Source organism: Streptomyces sp. ADI95-16 (assembly GCF_003721495.1).
GTDB classification, from domain to species: domain Bacteria; phylum Actinomycetota; class Actinomycetes; order Streptomycetales; family Streptomycetaceae; genus Streptomyces; species Streptomyces goshikiensis.
In genome coordinates this window covers 325,700-340,388 of sequence record NZ_CP033581.1, presented here as the reverse complement: position 1 = coordinate 340,388, position 14,689 = coordinate 325,700, and the positions used below count along the sequence as shown (strand labels likewise).

16 protein-coding genes are annotated in these 14,689 nt (G+C 71.4%); 11 read left to right on the top strand and 5 right to left on the bottom strand.

Annotated features, from left to right (window positions below):
- Positions 1 to 53 precede the first annotated feature (53 nt).
- The gene (locus tag EES41_RS01790; protein WP_123075029.1) at positions 54 to 542 is read left to right on the top strand and encodes a MarR family winged helix-turn-helix transcriptional regulator; all 489 of its coding nucleotides are present in this window, start codon (positions 54 to 56) and stop codon (positions 540 to 542) included.
- Positions 543 to 776: 234 nt separating this feature from the next.
- On the opposite strand, the gene EES41_RS01785 is transcribed toward EES41_RS01790, so the two are convergent.
- Together EES41_RS01785 and EES41_RS01780 are read right to left on the bottom strand one after the other, a co-directional pair.
- On the bottom strand, positions 777 to 968 hold the full coding sequence (locus EES41_RS01785) for a hypothetical protein (protein ID WP_123075027.1): 192 nt from the start codon (positions 966 to 968) through the stop codon (positions 777 to 779).
- A gap of 56 nt (positions 969 to 1,024) precedes the next feature.
- Entirely contained in the window at positions 1,025 to 1,594 is a 570-nt protein-coding gene (locus tag EES41_RS01780) for a hypothetical protein (protein ID WP_123075025.1), read from the bottom strand.
- A gap of 1,088 nt (positions 1,595 to 2,682) precedes the next feature.
- On the opposite strand from EES41_RS01780, the gene EES41_RS01765 reads away from it, so the two are divergent.
- Complete coding sequence (locus tag EES41_RS01765; protein ID WP_123075019.1) at positions 2,683 to 2,913, top strand: chaplin; 231 nt, start codon at positions 2,683 to 2,685, stop codon at positions 2,911 to 2,913.
- Between the two features lie 419 nt (positions 2,914 to 3,332).
- On the opposite strand, the gene EES41_RS01760 is transcribed toward EES41_RS01765, so the two are convergent.
- Positions 3,333 to 3,548: a tautomerase family protein gene (locus tag EES41_RS01760; protein WP_123075017.1), complete on the bottom strand. Its 216-nt coding sequence runs from the start codon at positions 3,546 to 3,548 to the stop codon at positions 3,333 to 3,335.
- Positions 3,549 to 3,715: 167 nt separating this feature from the next.
- Here EES41_RS01760 and EES41_RS01755 point away from each other — a divergent pair, with 167 nt between their 5' ends.
- Positions 3,716 to 4,603 carry a helix-turn-helix transcriptional regulator gene (locus EES41_RS01755; protein WP_123075015.1) on the top strand — a complete coding sequence of 296 codons (888 nt, stop codon included), beginning with the start codon at positions 3,716 to 3,718 and terminating at the stop codon, positions 4,601 to 4,603.
- Here the strand turns inward: EES41_RS01755 and EES41_RS01750 are convergent.
- Positions 4,591 to 5,217: a TetR/AcrR family transcriptional regulator gene (locus EES41_RS01750; RefSeq protein WP_123075013.1), complete on the bottom strand. Its 627-nt coding sequence runs from the start codon at positions 5,215 to 5,217 to the stop codon at positions 4,591 to 4,593. The genes EES41_RS01755 and EES41_RS01750 overlap by 13 nt on opposite strands.
- Positions 5,218 to 5,342: 125 nt before the next feature.
- On the opposite strand from EES41_RS01750, the gene EES41_RS01745 reads away from it, so the two are divergent.
- The 4 genes from EES41_RS01745 (at position 5,343) to EES41_RS41230 (ending at position 7,698) form a co-directional block, all read left to right on the top strand.
- On the top strand, positions 5,343 to 6,293 hold the full coding sequence (locus tag EES41_RS01745; protein WP_123075011.1) for an alpha/beta fold hydrolase: 951 nt from the start codon (positions 5,343 to 5,345) through the stop codon (positions 6,291 to 6,293).
- Positions 6,294 to 6,484: 191 nt separating this feature from the next.
- Positions 6,485 to 6,628 (top strand): hypothetical protein, encoded by a 144-nt coding sequence (locus EES41_RS41235; protein ID WP_164495701.1) that lies wholly within the window; start codon positions 6,485 to 6,487, stop codon positions 6,626 to 6,628.
- Positions 6,625 to 7,014, top strand: coding sequence for a hypothetical protein (locus tag EES41_RS42655; protein ID WP_254211259.1), 390 nt, complete (start codon positions 6,625 to 6,627; stop codon positions 7,012 to 7,014). Before EES41_RS41235 ends, EES41_RS42655 begins: the two co-directional genes overlap by 4 nt.
- A 465-nt stretch (positions 7,015 to 7,479) precedes the next feature.
- Positions 7,480 to 7,698 carry a hypothetical protein gene (locus EES41_RS41230; RefSeq protein ID WP_164495700.1) on the top strand — a complete coding sequence of 73 codons (219 nt, stop codon included), beginning with the start codon at positions 7,480 to 7,482 and terminating at the stop codon, positions 7,696 to 7,698.
- Between the two features lie 625 nt (positions 7,699 to 8,323).
- Here EES41_RS41230 and EES41_RS01730 read toward each other — a convergent pair.
- Positions 8,324 to 9,121: an alpha/beta fold hydrolase gene (locus EES41_RS01730; protein WP_174261788.1), complete on the bottom strand. Its 798-nt coding sequence runs from the start codon at positions 9,119 to 9,121 to the stop codon at positions 8,324 to 8,326.
- Between the two features lie 175 nt (positions 9,122 to 9,296).
- Between EES41_RS01730 and EES41_RS01725 the strand changes: the two genes are divergently transcribed.
- The 4 genes from EES41_RS01725 to EES41_RS01705 all read left to right on the top strand — a co-directional run bounded on the left by EES41_RS01725 (position 9,297) and on the right by EES41_RS01705 (position 14,604).
- The gene (locus tag EES41_RS01725) at positions 9,297 to 10,160 is read left to right on the top strand and encodes an AraC family transcriptional regulator (RefSeq protein WP_254211258.1); all 864 of its coding nucleotides are present in this window, start codon (positions 9,297 to 9,299) and stop codon (positions 10,158 to 10,160) included.
- Between the two features lie 497 nt (positions 10,161 to 10,657).
- Positions 10,658 to 11,119: a hypothetical protein gene (locus EES41_RS01715; protein ID WP_164495699.1), complete on the top strand. Its 462-nt coding sequence runs from the start codon at positions 10,658 to 10,660 to the stop codon at positions 11,117 to 11,119.
- 606 nt (positions 11,120 to 11,725) lie between these two features.
- Complete coding sequence (locus EES41_RS01710; protein WP_123074998.1) at positions 11,726 to 11,917, top strand: hypothetical protein; 192 nt, start codon at positions 11,726 to 11,728, stop codon at positions 11,915 to 11,917.
- Between the two features lie 134 nt (positions 11,918 to 12,051).
- Complete coding sequence (locus tag EES41_RS01705; RefSeq protein WP_123074996.1) at positions 12,052 to 14,604, top strand: tetratricopeptide repeat protein; 2,553 nt, start codon at positions 12,052 to 12,054, stop codon at positions 14,602 to 14,604.
- Positions 14,605 to 14,689 lie beyond the last annotated feature (85 nt).

Here is a 14,689-nt window from a genome sequence, read left to right as displayed (position 1 = left end):
TCAACCTGGAACGCCGATGTGACCGCGCGGCGGACGACGAGGGTGGAGGTCCCGTGGAAGAGGCAGAGGCCAAGCGCGACAATGTCGCGGAGCAGCGCGAGCGGCTGACGGAAGCACTGAGGGTCTACGGCGCCCACTACACAGAGCTCGGCCGCCGCTTCGCCGCCTGGCTCGGCCTGCACTCCACCGACGCCATCGCGGTGCTCCAGATCACCGCCGCCGAGGAGCGCGGAACCCCCCTGTCACCGGCACGGCTCAGCGAGCGGATCTCCCTGTCCACGGGAGCGACCACCGCACTGCTGAACCGCCTCGAAGCCGCCGGACACATCACCCGCGCCCGTGAACACACCGACCGGCGCATCGTCACCCTGCGCGGCGGAGGACACATCCAGGAACGAGCGGAGGAGTTCTTCGACCCGGTCGCCCACCGCCTCGACGCGGCGATGTCGAACTACCCGCCCCAGCTCCTGGACCAGTTCGAAGCGTTCATGGCCGACCTGAACACCACCCTGGACACCCACCTCAGGGAACAGGACTCGTAGGCTCCGCGCTCCCCCGACACCTCTGATCGCCGGACCCGCTGACCTGCGTGCCGTTGCCGGCGGCCGTGGACAGAGAAGGAATGGCGCGCGGTTCGGGGACGGCCTGCGCCCCGCGGAGCTGTGCCTGTCGCGCGGCTGGGCACCTGGGTAGCCGGGCACCTGGGTGGCCGGGCGCTGAGCACCAGCACCTCTGCCCGGGGGCGAGGATCTCGTGAGAGGCCTTCGCCCCGTGGTTCAGGCGAGGCGGGAGCCGAGACGGGATCGCATCTCGCCGGCGGCCCGGCGGATGTCCTCGGGCAGCCCAGCGTCGTCGAGGAGCCCGAGGAGCACCATCAACGCCCGCCCTTCGTCGGCGCTGATCAGTTTCAGGCGTGGCTCGCTCACTCCGTCGAGCAAGGTGTCGAGCAGATCGAGTGTCTCGTCCATGCCGGGATCAACGCTTGCCCACGCCCGTACGTCACCTTGGCCGGATGCGGGGCTGCTCAGAGCGCGTTGAACGACCAGAAGACCCCGACCTCATCCGCGCTCACCGCGATCAGGCCGAGGTCCATCATGTAGCCGGTGAAGGCGCGGCCGCCGGCGAGCTCGCCGGCCAGGAAGTCCGGCGAGTCGGAGGTCCGGGCCAGGTCGGAGGAGGTCCGGAAGACGGCGTCGGCACCGAACCGGCCGAGCACCGTCCGGGCGTCGGCCAGCACCTCGTCCCGGTTCGCCCGAGAGCGGACAGGGGAGGGCTCGAAGAACCACTCCTGGGCCAGCGATGCGAGCAGCTCACCGGCGGCGCCGGACGTGACAGGGTGGGTCCAGGCACGCACCTCCTCGGCCGTAAGCGGCAGGAACAGGTGGGAAGGATGGCCGTTCTCGCGCCACTCCTTGCCGATCTGCCACTCCAGACCCCGCCAGCCCCGGGGGTCGGCGACCACCCGGTGCATGACGGCCAGGACGTCCCGTGCCCAGTCGTCGTGCAGACGTGGCCCGGTCATCGCGAAGGTGTAGACGTCGTCGAGGAGCCGCACCAACGCGACGTCCCAGGTACTGCTGTCGAGGGCCTTCATCTGGCTTCCGGTTTTCGGTCGGTCACGGAGCGGGCACGGGTGCCTGGAGGACGCGGAGCGGGTCGATCCCGGTGCCGTACGTCAGGACAGTCTTGACGCGGGGACCAGCGCGCTGCCCTCCGGCGAGAACTGCTGGGACGCCCGGAGGGGGTTCAGCGCAGCGCGAGGATCGGCCCGTTGGGCCGGCCCTTGGCTCCGCAGTCACCGTTTACGGACCGGCGGCGTGTCCCCGCCGGCGATATGAGTCGAGGCATCAGTCGCCTCCGCCGCCACCGCAAGAGGAGCCGCCACCGCAGGAGGAGTCTCCACCGCCGGACGCACCGTCCCCGCAGGAGAAACTGACGCCGTCGTTCTCCCATGACCGGGAACGTCTTGGGCGCTGCGATGACCTGCCGCCGAATGCGCCGCCGCGCCAGAGCTGGAAGAGCCCCCAGGCGAGACCGATTCCCCCGACTATCAGGTATTCCATTTCCATTGCCCCCGTTCCTTTCCAATCTCGCCCGTGCGGGGGATCCGCCGCACACGCCGGCACGGCAGGTGGCACGGGCCGTCGGTCTCCGCGACGAGGCGACAGGCCGTCTCGCCCGCTGCACACCGGACGCCGCGGCCAGAAGCCGCCGCGTCGGTTCACCGGGCCTCAGTCACCGCCCTGAAAGGCCCACGGTACGAAGGCCACCACGTAGAGAGTCGCGTTCATGGGCCCATTGCACCGGTCGGGGCACCCTGTGCGCATGGGTGCACGTACTCAGACGGTCTGGTCCGTGTACCCAGCACCGTGCTTCGCGGCGCGATCCCGCGGCCTGCATGCCGCCATCCCGGCCGCGGCCTCGGACGCTCGGTGCATGCCGGCCGGGTGGTCCGACCTGGTGCCGATGGTCCCTTGCGCCCCGGGGCTCAAGGCGCCGGTGGTCGGGAAGAGGGCGGCGGCCCTGGCGTACGCGCAGCACCCGAACGGGTCGACCACCGTGACGTTTACCCCATTGAGCAGTTGGAGAGGACAAGCGCCCGGCATGGGCCTGTCTGTCCGGCCCACGGCCGCCGCCGCTCGATTTCGCACACCGTTTGAAGCACATCCTGAAGGAGACCCTGTGAAGAAGACCACGGCCGTCATCACCGCCACCGGCGCCATCCTCCTCGGCGCGGCGGGCATCGCCTCCGCCGACGCCGGCGCCCAGGGTGCGGCCATCGGATCGCCGGGTGTCGCCTCCGGGAACCTCGTCCAGGTCCCGGTCCACGTTCCCGTCAACGTCTGCGGCAACACCGTCAGCGTCATCGGGCTGCTCAACCCGGCTTTCGGCAACACCTGCGCCAACGCCTGATCAGGCCCCAGCAGCACACCGGGGGCCTTGCCGGTTTCCCCGTGTGACACGTGAGCGTGGCCCCGGATTCCTCCCCGGCCGGCCGCGCTCACGCGCGTTTTCACCCCGTCGCCGTGAGCAACGCGGCCCCGGCCGGTTCGCCGTCACGCCCCATCGCGGCCCACACCGCCGCAGACATGCGCCACCGGCCGCACCCACTCCGGCGGTTGATCTGGACGGGTCGGCAGTGGTGGTGTCGTGGACGTACGGGTGGCAATAGCCGGGCTCCGGGTGGCCCACCGGTCCTGGTCGCAGCCCTCCGCCCCCTGCCCGCTCGCCCTGGCCAGGCCGGGCCACGCGATCGAGAGGGGGACAGGGTCCGGGCCGCCGACGAAGAGCGGGCCCGGCGTCGGCTCTTCCTGGTGAGGCGGGACAGGCCCTCAGTCCTGCGTGACCTGCCCGATCTTGGCAAGCGTCAGGACTCCTCCGCCGATGCCCCATCCGGCGTCGGCGACCTCTTCCACCAGTACGAGGGTGGTGGCCCGGGCCCGGTCGCCGAAGATTTCGGCGTAGAGGTCGGTGGTACGCATGACGATCTGCTCCTTCTGCTCTGCGGTGAGCGTGCCGGCGGGGACCTTGAAGTTCGCGAACGGCATGGTGTTCTCTCTTCGTACGGGGGGCGCCGGAGCTGCTCACGACGAGCAGGAGGTCGACCCCGATGGGGCAACCATCCGTCCGAGTTGCCCGCTCGGGCCAGGGCTGAGCCCACCCAGGGGTCACCAGCCCCTGGATCGGACCCCGCCGGAGAGGCGACGATGAGCGGGTGAACCTTCCCGAACTTGCGGCGTTCCTCAGGTCCCGGCGTGATCGGATCCCCCCTGCCGACGTGGGTCTGCCCGCCGGGCCCCGGCGGCGGGTGCCGGGGCTGCGGCGTGAGGAGGTCGCGCAACTGGCGGGCCTGTCAGCCGACTACTACACCGAGCTGGAGCGCGGGCGGGGCGCTCAGCCGTCGTCCCAGACACTGGCCGCCCTCGCCCGGGCGCTGCGGCTGGGAGGCGATCAGCGTGACCACCTTTTCCATCTTGCCGACCGGCCGCTGCCCGCATCGGCGCACGGCGTGGGCGCGCGGCACGTCCAGCCCGCCCTGCTCGGGCTGCTGGACCGGCTGGCCACCACTCCGGCCCAGGTCATCACCGACCTGCACGAGACCCTCCTCCAGAACGAGCTGGCCGCGGCACTGCTCGGCCGTGCTCCGCAGCCGCGGGGGCCCGCCGTCGGCTTCGCGTACCGCTGGTTCACCGATCCCGCCGCCCGCGCGCTCTATCCGCCCGAGGACCATCCGCACCACTCACGGGTCTTCGTCGCCGACCTACAGGCAGTTGCCGCCCGCCGCGGCCGCGACAACGAGGTCGCCGCGATGACGGCCGCACTGCGACGGCGCAGCGCGGAGTTCGCCGCCCTGTGGGACGCCTACGACGTCGGCCTGCGCCGCACCGATCACAAACGCATCGTCCACCCCACGCTGGGCGTCATCGAGTTGGACTGTCACAGCCTGTTCAGCGAGGACGGCCGCCAACGCCTCCTGTGGTTCACGGCCCCGCCCGGCACCGAGGGCGCCGCTCAGCTTGAGCTGCTCGGCGTCATCGGCACGCAGGACATGTCGGCGACCGAAGGCGCCTCCCGCACCCAGGGCGACGTTCACGCGGGCTGAGAGCAGAAGGCCATTTCGAGGAAGATTCGGTCGAGGTGGTGGTGGAGTACCGCGATGGCCGACTCTGGCGTCCGTTGGCCGACGAGGATGCTGGTGCCCATGGTCGCGGTCATGGCGAGCAGGCTGATCGCCTCGGTGTGCGCGTCGATGTGGGCATCGGCCAGGCCGGTCTCCTGTGCCTGCTTGAGCAGTTCGGTGAGGGCGTTCTCGGCGGCGTCGGGGTTGTCGATGAAGGGCTGGGCGGCGAGTGCCTCGTCGGTGACGGAGAGGATGGAGTAGGAGCTGTAGAGGAGGTGGAAGGTCCGGCTCTCCTCGTCGGTGGGGAGGGAGGCCAGGAGCAGCGCCTCGATGGTCGCTCGTGGACCCGGGTTTGGTCCGGCGGCGGCGAGGCGGGCGCCCACGCGCGCGGTGAAGCGGCCGGTCAGGTGCTGGAGGCCGTGGAAGAGCAGTTTCTCCTTGGTCTGGAAGTAGTACTGCACGAGCCGCAGGGATACTCCCGCCTCGGCTGCGACGTCGCGCATGCCGACGGCGTGCAGTCCGCGCCGCCCGGCGACCTGGATGAGGGCCTCGGCGATCTGGGTGCGCCGTTCTTCGTGGTCCACGCGCTTCGGCATGTGCCGTGCCTCCGCCTGTCGGTGGTGAGTTCGAGTCCGGCCGTTCCGGATTCCTTCATGGTACGACCGTACCAACAACATGGTACGGTCGTATCACGAAGAACGGATCTTCCCGGAGGTGCCCCGTGCCCGAGAACACGACCCGAGTGCGCCGCGACGTCGGCCGCTACGTCAACGACAAACTCCGCGACCGCTACTTCGCCGCGGGCGATGTGCTCTACGCGATGGGAGCGCCCATACGCTCCGAGACGGATGTCGAGACGAGCTTCGGCACCACCCACGTCTACCGGTACGGCCCCACCGACCCCGCAGCCGAATCCCGTACCCCGATCGTCCTGATCCACGGCGCGGGCTACAGCTCCGCCATGTGGTACCCCAACACCCCCGGGCTCAGCCTCGACCGACCCGTCTACGCGCTCGACACCCCCGGTGACGCGGGCCGCAGCGTCCACCGCGAGCCCATGTGGCAGCCCGAGCGCGCCGCGCAGTGGATGGACGAAGCCCTCGACGCGCTCGACCTCGACAAGGTCCACCTCGTCGGCTCCTCCTACGGCGGCTGGCTCGTCCTCAACCAGGCCCACCGCCGGCCCGAACGACTCGCCTCCGTCACCGCACTCGACCCCGGCGGCCTGGAGAAGGTCGGCCTGCGCTTCTTCGCCTGGGTCTTCATCAGCCTGTTCGCCACCTTCGCCCCCAAGGCCCTGCGCCCCCGGCTCGCCAAGTGGCTGGACCAGCCGGTCATCGCCGTCCCCGAGATGCGCAAGTGGATCCAGCTCGGCGCCCGCGCGTACCGAATCCGCCGCCCCGCACCCCTGCCGCTCGCCGAGGACGCGCTGCGGTCCATCCGGACCCCGCTCTACGTCATCATGGGCAAGCACAGCCTGCTCGTACACCCGAAGCGGCAGCTGGAGCGCGTACCGCGCCTGATACCCGGGGCCCGCGCCGAGATCATCACCGCGACCGGGCACGGCCCGCAGATCGACCACCCGGACGTGGTCAACGCCCGGATGCTGTCCTTCATGGAGGACGTCGACTCCCTCGACCCGGCGTCGACCCGGGGCACCAAGGAGGCGTAGTCGTGAGGCCGCCGAAACCACTGTGCGGACTGTCCAACAGCGCATCACGGATCCCGCGGCGTCGTGCTGAGAGCTGGAAGGCCTGGACGGGCGGATAGCCGTGGGGTGCGCGGGCCTGCCAGGATCGGTGACTCGCCGCCCCCGGAGAGCACGGCGGGCTGAGGCCGGACAGCCCTCTACGATCCGGTTGCATGCTGGATCCTGAGCTGCCGGAACGGATCACCACGCGGCGCGCGGAGCTGGACGAGCTCGAAGAGCAGCTGGCCAAACAGCTGGCAGACGTGCGAGCCGAGCGGGACGAGCTCTCCTTCGCCGAACGAGTCCTTGAGCGGTGAGCGATCAGAGCGCCGACGAGCGCGCCTCGGCCACGCCGGTGCCCGGGCAGGTGGGAGGACAGACGGTGATGCTGATTCCCACCGCGAGCCGGGCGCGGGGGAGAATGCTCCCGCCGGACAGCCAGCGCATCCTCGGCGTCGTGCGGCAGGGTGCCGGACGGGTCAGAGCCCGGCAGGTCGGCGAGATGCCGGGGATGGACGTCGGCGTGCGGGGCAAGCTGGAACCGCTGCGCGGGAAGCCGGTCAGGCTGGCAGACCGCGGCTGGCTGCGGAAACTGCCCGACCCGGCCGGTTCACCATCCGCCTGTGACCAGGCATGCCGCCGCCCGGCGCGGGTCGCCTCAGGCGTAACCGAATGGCCCCCAGCAGCCGTGGGATCTGGGTGACGAGAACCCAAGAACGGGCCGAGGACGCCTGCCCGCTTGTCCACCAGTGCCGTCTGCCACTGTCCACGAGCACCGCCAACCGCCTCGTAGGTCCCCTGCGGCGGCCGGACTACCGCCTCCGCACCGCCCGCCACGCTCCCGCCGACCCGCCGGCGGCAGCCCACGGCCGCACCCGACCCGGACCAACAGTCACCATCCCGCCCCAGCGCCCCCGATACGCCCCCGCCGCGCAACCGTGCACCGCAACGCGCACTGGCCGCGCGATGTACGACGTCACCAACCTCCAGCAGGCCGCGACGCACGAGCAGCTCCTCACGCTGGTGCTTGTGCTGGTAGCCAACCGTGTTCAACCGGCCTGACCCGCCGGTGGTCACGCCCCCGTCGGCCTGAGGAAACCAGCCGTTGCGGACGGTCTTGACGCCTGCGGTGAGGTGCGGTGCCATGGCCCTGACCGAAGGAGGGGCCGTGGCACCCGATGGGGACAGTGACGCCGAGGACCGTGTTGGTGAGGGTGGCGGTGACCGGCCGGGCAGCTCGCCGGAGCCGCACCGTCCGGGACCTGCGGACAGTTTCTGGGTGGGGGTGCTCGTCCTGGTCGTGGCGGTGCTCCTCCTGACCGTCCTCGTGTCCCACATGGACTGGAGTCCCGGAGACCCGACCAACAACATGCCGCCCTACAAGTGACGTTTCCGCAGGCCGGAACCCGCGGGCATGGTCGCCACCACGCTGCCGCTGCTGCGCCGACGGAGCGGACCGTCTGGGACTACGGGCTGTGCGCCGGCTACCGCCCAGCCGACGCCGACCGGCGCGCCCACCGGCAGACGGACCGGTACCCAGTCCGCCGACCCGGACCCGCTGCCCCCCAACTGCTCACCTACCTGCCACAGCTCGGAGACCTTGTCACTGCCCAGCCAGGGCTCCTCCTCGTGATCTGACTCAGGTGTTCCGGCGATCGGACAGTCCGGCGTGACACCGAGCCTCCTCCCGGCGGCTCCGCGGACGATGCTGCGCGCCATTCACCCCTCCGTGCCGGCGGGTGCGCTCCGCCGCCCCCGTGGTGCGGACCGCGGCGCGCACTGCCTCGGATGGTGGCGCACCGGCCGGAGGGCATCCGTGCAGTGGCTGGCGGGCAGGGTGCATCCGGTGGCGCCTGCCGAAGGCGCGATGCACACCGGGGAGCCGCCGGTCCGCCCGGGTGCGCATCGTGCATCCGAACTACGGGCTGGTGGCGCTCATGGACTGCACGGTGTGGGCCCATGGAAGCTGTTGTCACGCAGCCTCTGACCGTCAGGGGCGTAGCTTCGAGCAGTCAGCTGCCGGGACGGGCGGAGAGGCTGCGTAGTTCCGCCGCGAGCGCGTCGGGTGCTTCCAAGGGCAGAAGGTGGCCGACGCCGGGGACTGTGCGCAGCCGGGCGTGCGGGATGTGTGGCAGCAGGTGTTCCCGGAGCACGTGGGGTGGTTCCACCGCGTCGTTCTCTCCGGCCAGGACCGTGACGGGGACGTCGATCGCCCGGACGGTGTCCGTGATGTCCGTCGCTATTCCCCGCAACGGCCACTCCCGGAGGGCCTCTGGGCGGGCGGCGAGGCTGTCGCGTACGGCGGCGGCGCGCAGCGCCACCGGCAACCGGACGGCGGTCAGGACATGGTCGAGCGCCTGCTCGGCGGACTCCGGCGAGTCGTAGGCGTGGGAGAGCCCCTCGCGGAACTCGGGGGTCACCGAGGCGGGCGGCTGCGGCGGCGCGGGCGCGACCAGGACCAGGCCCGCCAGTTCCACGGGCCGGCGTGCCGCGACGAGCTGGCTGACCTTTCCTCCCATCGAGTGGCCGACCAGCACGAACGGCCCGAGGCGCAAGGCTTCGACCACGCACGAGAGGTCGTCGGCGAGCTGGTCCAGGGTGTAGGGGCCGGGCAGTGCCCGTGATGTGCCCCAGCCGCGCTGGTCGTAGCGGACCGTGACCTGTTCGGCCGGAAGCCGTCCGATGACCCCGTCCCAGGTGGCGGCGGAGCCACCCCAGTAGTGGACGAACACCAGCGCAGGCCCGGTGCACCCCTTCCAGCGCACCTCGACAGTGCCGCCCGCCACTCGTACAGTGCTTGTGTTTTCCATCATTCCCGCGCTCTTCCCTCGACGTGGTGCGCGACGGAGGAGTTGCCGCATCCGCCGCGAGTGTGCAAGCACCACCCGCTCTGATCAGCGGGTGGCGCTTTCGAAGCTACAGTCGTCCCGCACGCGCTCCCCGGTAGAAAGAGACGCATCTCTTGTGGAAAACGGACACCGCACTGTGCGGCAACTCCACTACCTGCCCGCTCTCGGAGCGGCGTACGGGGTGGAGGTCCTGAGCTTCGCGCGGCTCCGCGAGATGGACGGCGCGGGTGCCCGTACCCGGCCGCAGCGACCGGATTTCCATGTGCTCGCCCTGGTTGCCTCCGGCAGGGGCAGCCACGTGGCGGACTTCGAGACGTACCTCCTGCGAGCGGGGAGCGTGGCGTGGATCCGGCCGGGCATGGTGCACCGCTGGAGCGACGTCAACGGCGTCGACGGGCCGCTGATCCTCTTCCGGCCCGGCTTCCTGCCCGACCTGGGCCCGACCCCGGCCTGGGACCTCTCCGCGCCCGCCACCTGGCACCTGGACCACCCGCTGCGACCGCTCGCCCTGCTGGCAGCCGATCATCTGCGAGACGAGCACGACCTGGCGGTGCGGGAACCTCGGCTGGCCTCACCCGCGCTGCTCTCCCACCTCCTGGCGGCGCTGGTCCTGCGCGTACTGCCGGCCGAGGCCACCACCCCCACCGCCGGCGACGGGCGTTACCACGATGTCTTCCTTCGCTACCGGGCGGCGGTCGAGGAGCACTTCACCGAGTGGCACCAGGTCGCCGACTACACCCGGGTGACGGGCTACGACCGGCGCACGCTGACCCGGGCCACCCGCGCCGCCGTCGGCGTCGGCGCCAAGGAATTCCTGGACCAGCGAACCCTGTTGGAGGCCAAACGGCTCCTCGCCCACACCGACCTGCCGGTCGGCAGGTGCGCACAGCGCCTCGGCTTCCGGGACGCCGCGAACTTCACCACCTTCTTCCAGCGCGGCACCGGACAGCCGCCGAGCACGTGGCGTACCGCCGACGCCCGAGCCACTCGCCCCTCGTGACCTGTCATCCGGGCCTTCATCGTGATCGCGGACGGCGCCCTTCTGCAACGCCCCTTTGGGCCCGAGCTCTTGGCGTGCGGTGGCGTCAAACGCGAGCCGCCTTCGAAGGCGGGCGGCCGCAACCGGTGTTCACCGCATACGCCGCGAGCCGGGCAACCCCCTTCAGGACCGCCAGTAGATCATCGTCTGGCATTTCGTCCCCGTCCTCAGACCGGAGCCGCGTGGTCCAGCGGTATGCAAGCTCACCCAGCTCTACGGAGCTCGCGTTGGCCGGCGCCCGGGTCGACTGCTGCGGCAGAGCGAACACCTCAACGCCGTCGTTCAAGGGGACACACTCCGGCCAACCTGCGGGTCGGCGGCGTAGACCCCGGTGCGGTATCCGTGTCGAAAGCGCCGATCCCTTCGCAGGGCTGACCGCCGGCTGCCGGGCCGCCCGGGCGGGCAGCCGATATCCTGGAACCGAGATCGGGGGCTTTCCTCATCCGGAAGGCAGCACAATGCGGCGTCGATACCTCATGCTCCTCGCAGCCCCGCTCCTCGCCTCCTCGGTGGCCCTCGCCCCCGCCCACGCGGCGCAGGCCGGAACCGCCGGGACGAGCGGGGGCGAGCAGGCAGTGAAGGCGGTGAAGGTCACCAAAGTCGAAGTGGTCACCCTGTTGAAGCCGGGGGAGACCGTCGAGTGCAACGGCACTCCCGTGGCCATGGCCTTCGACGGAAAGATCACGGCGACCGGGCCGGGCACGGTCCGCTACCACTGGACCGTGAACGCCAGCCGCGCCCGGGTCTCCCCGGGATCCTTCGCCTTCGGCGCGGGCACCTCCACCAAGGTCGCCCTTCAGGTCGTGGACATGCCGGCGCCCAAGAACGCCAAGGCGGTGACCGGGTACGTCACGCTCCACCTGCCGGACCAGAAGAAGAGCGTCCGCAGCCAGCAGGTGACGTTCCCCTGTAAGAAGTGAGCCCTGCTTCTTCTGGCGCTTCAGCAAGAGCTTCGAAAGGCCCCACCGGAAACAAGACGGCAGGTGATGCCTGGGGACGGCAGTGGCGCGGCGGTCAGCGAGTCCACCGGCAGGTCCGTCCGGGCTGACCGCTGTTTTGGACGATCCCGCCGAACAGCCTCAAGAGGGCGTCCGCGCGGGAACTCGCCGAGGCCGCGCCGACCATGTCGCCGCTGGAGTGGCGGAAGACCTTCCTGGGGCAGTAGCCGGGCCTGGAAACGGGGACCGTTTCCCCGACCTGGTCGCGAGCCGCTGGGCACCGTCACCGCGAAGGTCCCGGCGGTTGCCACCTGCGCGATCCGGGACCTGCGCCGGCTCCCCGCGTTGCGAACAGCTGCCGCTCGCCCGGCGGCTTTTTCGTCCCACCCCAAGGGCGTTGAACGTACTCCGGAACAAGTCGGCCGGAGCCCGATGCCAGGCGCCCCCGGTGCTTGCCGATCGAGTCCTCAGGGGCATCCCTACGGTCCGGGCGTGTCCGGGTTCAGCACCGGACACCCCTGCCGGCCGCAGCCTGGGAGCACGTTCCGGGACGTCACCCGGAACGGCAGCGGCCAGGGGAGGAGCCCCATGCACATCAACGACCTGGTAGTCCGAACTCTTGAGCACGTCATCGACGCCGTTCCGTACCTCCAGGCGGTGGCGTCCGCCGGAAGCGCGACCGTCATGCTCCACCGCGCGGTACGAGCGGCCCGCAGGGCCTTGGCCCGTCGGCGGTCCAGCCGCCCGCCGACGGCCGGACCGGGAGCGCGCCAGACCTGAACCCGACGGCCTGAACCGGCCCGCCCCACGGCCGGATCGGCTGAAATCCTGCGGCCCGTACCCCCGTTTCCTACCATCGTGCGGTGACCGATGAGACGAACGTTCCGTCTTCCGACAGGGCGCCGGGAGACCCTGTGGAAGTCGCGCGAGCCGCCCGCGCCTGGTTCGCCGGGCTGCTCGACGCGTACGTCGCCGAACACGGCTCGCTGTCCCTGCGCGCGCTGGAACGTGAGACCGGCGCGGCCGGGATGCACCAGCCCAGATCAACGCTGAGCGACGTGCTGGGAGGCCGTAGCACTCCCAGCTGGGCCACCGTTGAGGCCGTCGTGGTCGCGGCCCACCGGTACTCCGGCAGCCCCGGCGAGCCGGACCTCAGGACCTGGCAGCGGCGCTACCAGCGCCTCGACGAGCTCATCGTCGAAGGGCGGATCGGACGGCGCTCGGCCTCCGATGCCCTCGTTCGGAACCAAGGACGCACATGGCCAAGGCAGTTCGGCGCCCTGCCCGAGCCGGCTGCGGCGTTCCTGGAGCGGCCGAGGCTCCACCTGCCCGAGGGACCGGGCCGGTTCCTGCTGAGGGGCAACGGGGGCGTCGGTAAGACGCAGGCGGCTGCGGCGTACGGCCGCTCGCGGCTGGCGCAGCGCGATCTCGACCTGCTGATCTGGGTGAACGCCTCCACGCGCGACGCCGTGGTCTCCGGCTTCGTGGAGGCCGCGGCGGAACTGGCCGGCGCCCGGCCCCACCTGCGGGCGGAGGAAGCCGCGACCCAGCTCCCGTCCTGGCTGGCCAAGACCCGCCGCCGTTGGTGCGTGGTCCTGGACGATCTCTCCTCTCCCGGCGACCTGCACGGCCTTTGGCCACCCACCACCGAACACGGCAGCACCCTGATCACCACCCGGCGCCGGATCGACGCACTCGACCGCCGCTGCACGGTCGTGGAGTTCATCCCGTTCAGCCCGCAGGAGTCGCTGGCCTACCTCCGGGGCGTCATCGACCCGTCGGCCGGCACGGACGCGGAACTGAACGCCCTCGCCGATGACCTCGGACACCTGCCGCTGGCCCTCGCGCAGGTGGCGGCGTACATGGGGAACACCGGCCGGTCTTGCAGGGAATACAGGGACCGGTTCGTCCGGCGCGACGCCAAGCTGGCGGACCTCGTGCCCGAGGAGGGCGAGGGGCTGATCGAGTACCGTAGGCCGCTGTCCGTCGCCTGGTCCCTGTCCGTGGAGGCCTCGGACGCCCTGCGCCCCGAAGGCGCGGCCCGGCCGGTCATGCACATCCTCAGCCTGCTCGACGGCACCGGCGTACCGGGCGAACTGTTCTCCACCCCCGCCGTGCTGGCCCTGGTGGCAGCCGGAACCGCAGCCACGGCCGGACCCGGGGCCGGACCTGCAACCGAACCCAAGGCTGCGGCCGGGGATACCGTCCACGACGCAGTGCACAACCTGCGCCGCTACAGCCTCCTCGACATCGACCGGAGCCCGACACCAGTCGACGGAAGCGGGCCCGGCGCGCTTACGGGCGGGGCGTCGGTCCGGATCCACGTGATGACGCAGCGCGCCACGCGGGACCTGCTCAGCGCCCCCGAGCGGGAGGACGCGGTAGCGGCCGCCGCGCAAGCGCTCCTGGAGGGCTGGGGCATCGCAGACGCCCCGGCCCGCCTCGACCGGGAGTTACGCTCCAACGCCTTCGCCCTGCTGCGTCAAGCCGGACCGGACCTGCTCGCCCCCGCGCCGCACGAGGTGCTCTTCCGCATGGGCCACAGCCTCGGCGACTCGGGCCAGGCGACGGCCGCGTTACGGCACTTCCGGTGGCTGGAGCGGACCGTCGCCGCACGGTTCGATCCCGATGACGCGATCAGCCTGGGCGCCCGCGGTCACCTCGCCTGGTGGCAGGCCAAGTCGGGGGACCAGGCGGGCGCGGCCGCGGCCTTCAAGGCCCTGGCTGAGGACCAGGCCCGGCTCCTTGCGCCCGAACACCCGGACTTGCTCCAGACCCGGCAGAGCGCCGCCGTGTGGCGGGGCGCGGCCGGTGACCCGGCGGGTGCGGCGGCGGAGCTGCGGTCGCTGTACGTGCTACGGATCAGGGTGTTGGGCGCGGCCCACCGCGACACCGTCAGCAATCGCAACCACCTGGCCAACTTTCTTTCCGCGTCCGGCGATCACGAGGGTGCCTTCGCCTTGCACGAGGAGGCCTGGCAGGAGGCCTTGGCGCGGCGGTACCCGGGCCACCGGGACGTACTCCGCGCCCGCGCGGCGGCGATGCGCCATCGCGGCGAGCTCGGGGACTTCGACGGAGCCCTGGAGGCGCTGGACGATCTGCTGGCCGTCCAGCTGGAGGACGACCCCGACAGCCCTGACACGCTCGCCACCCGGGCCGGCATCGCGGAGTGGACTGCCCGGCGCGGGAACCCTCGCCGGGCGGCGGCCCTGCTGGAGGGTGTACTCACCGACCGGCTGCGGGTACTGGGCCCGGAACACCCGCACACCCTGTCCACCCGGCTGGACGTGGCCCGCTGGCTGACCGACGCGGGGGAGTACGGCCGTGCGACTGCCGAGCTGTCCGCGCTCCTGCCCGAGCAGATCGACGCCCTCGGAGCTGACCACGCGTCCGTCGCAGCGACCCGCGCGGCCCTGTCCCGGGCCTTGGGCCAGGACCACGCAGCGTCCACACCGATGGACGACTGACGGCTGCCGACAGGGCCGAGTTGCACGAGCACGAGCCCCATCCTCGCTTCCGCTGCTCGCCGTCGGCACCGGCCACTACGACGGC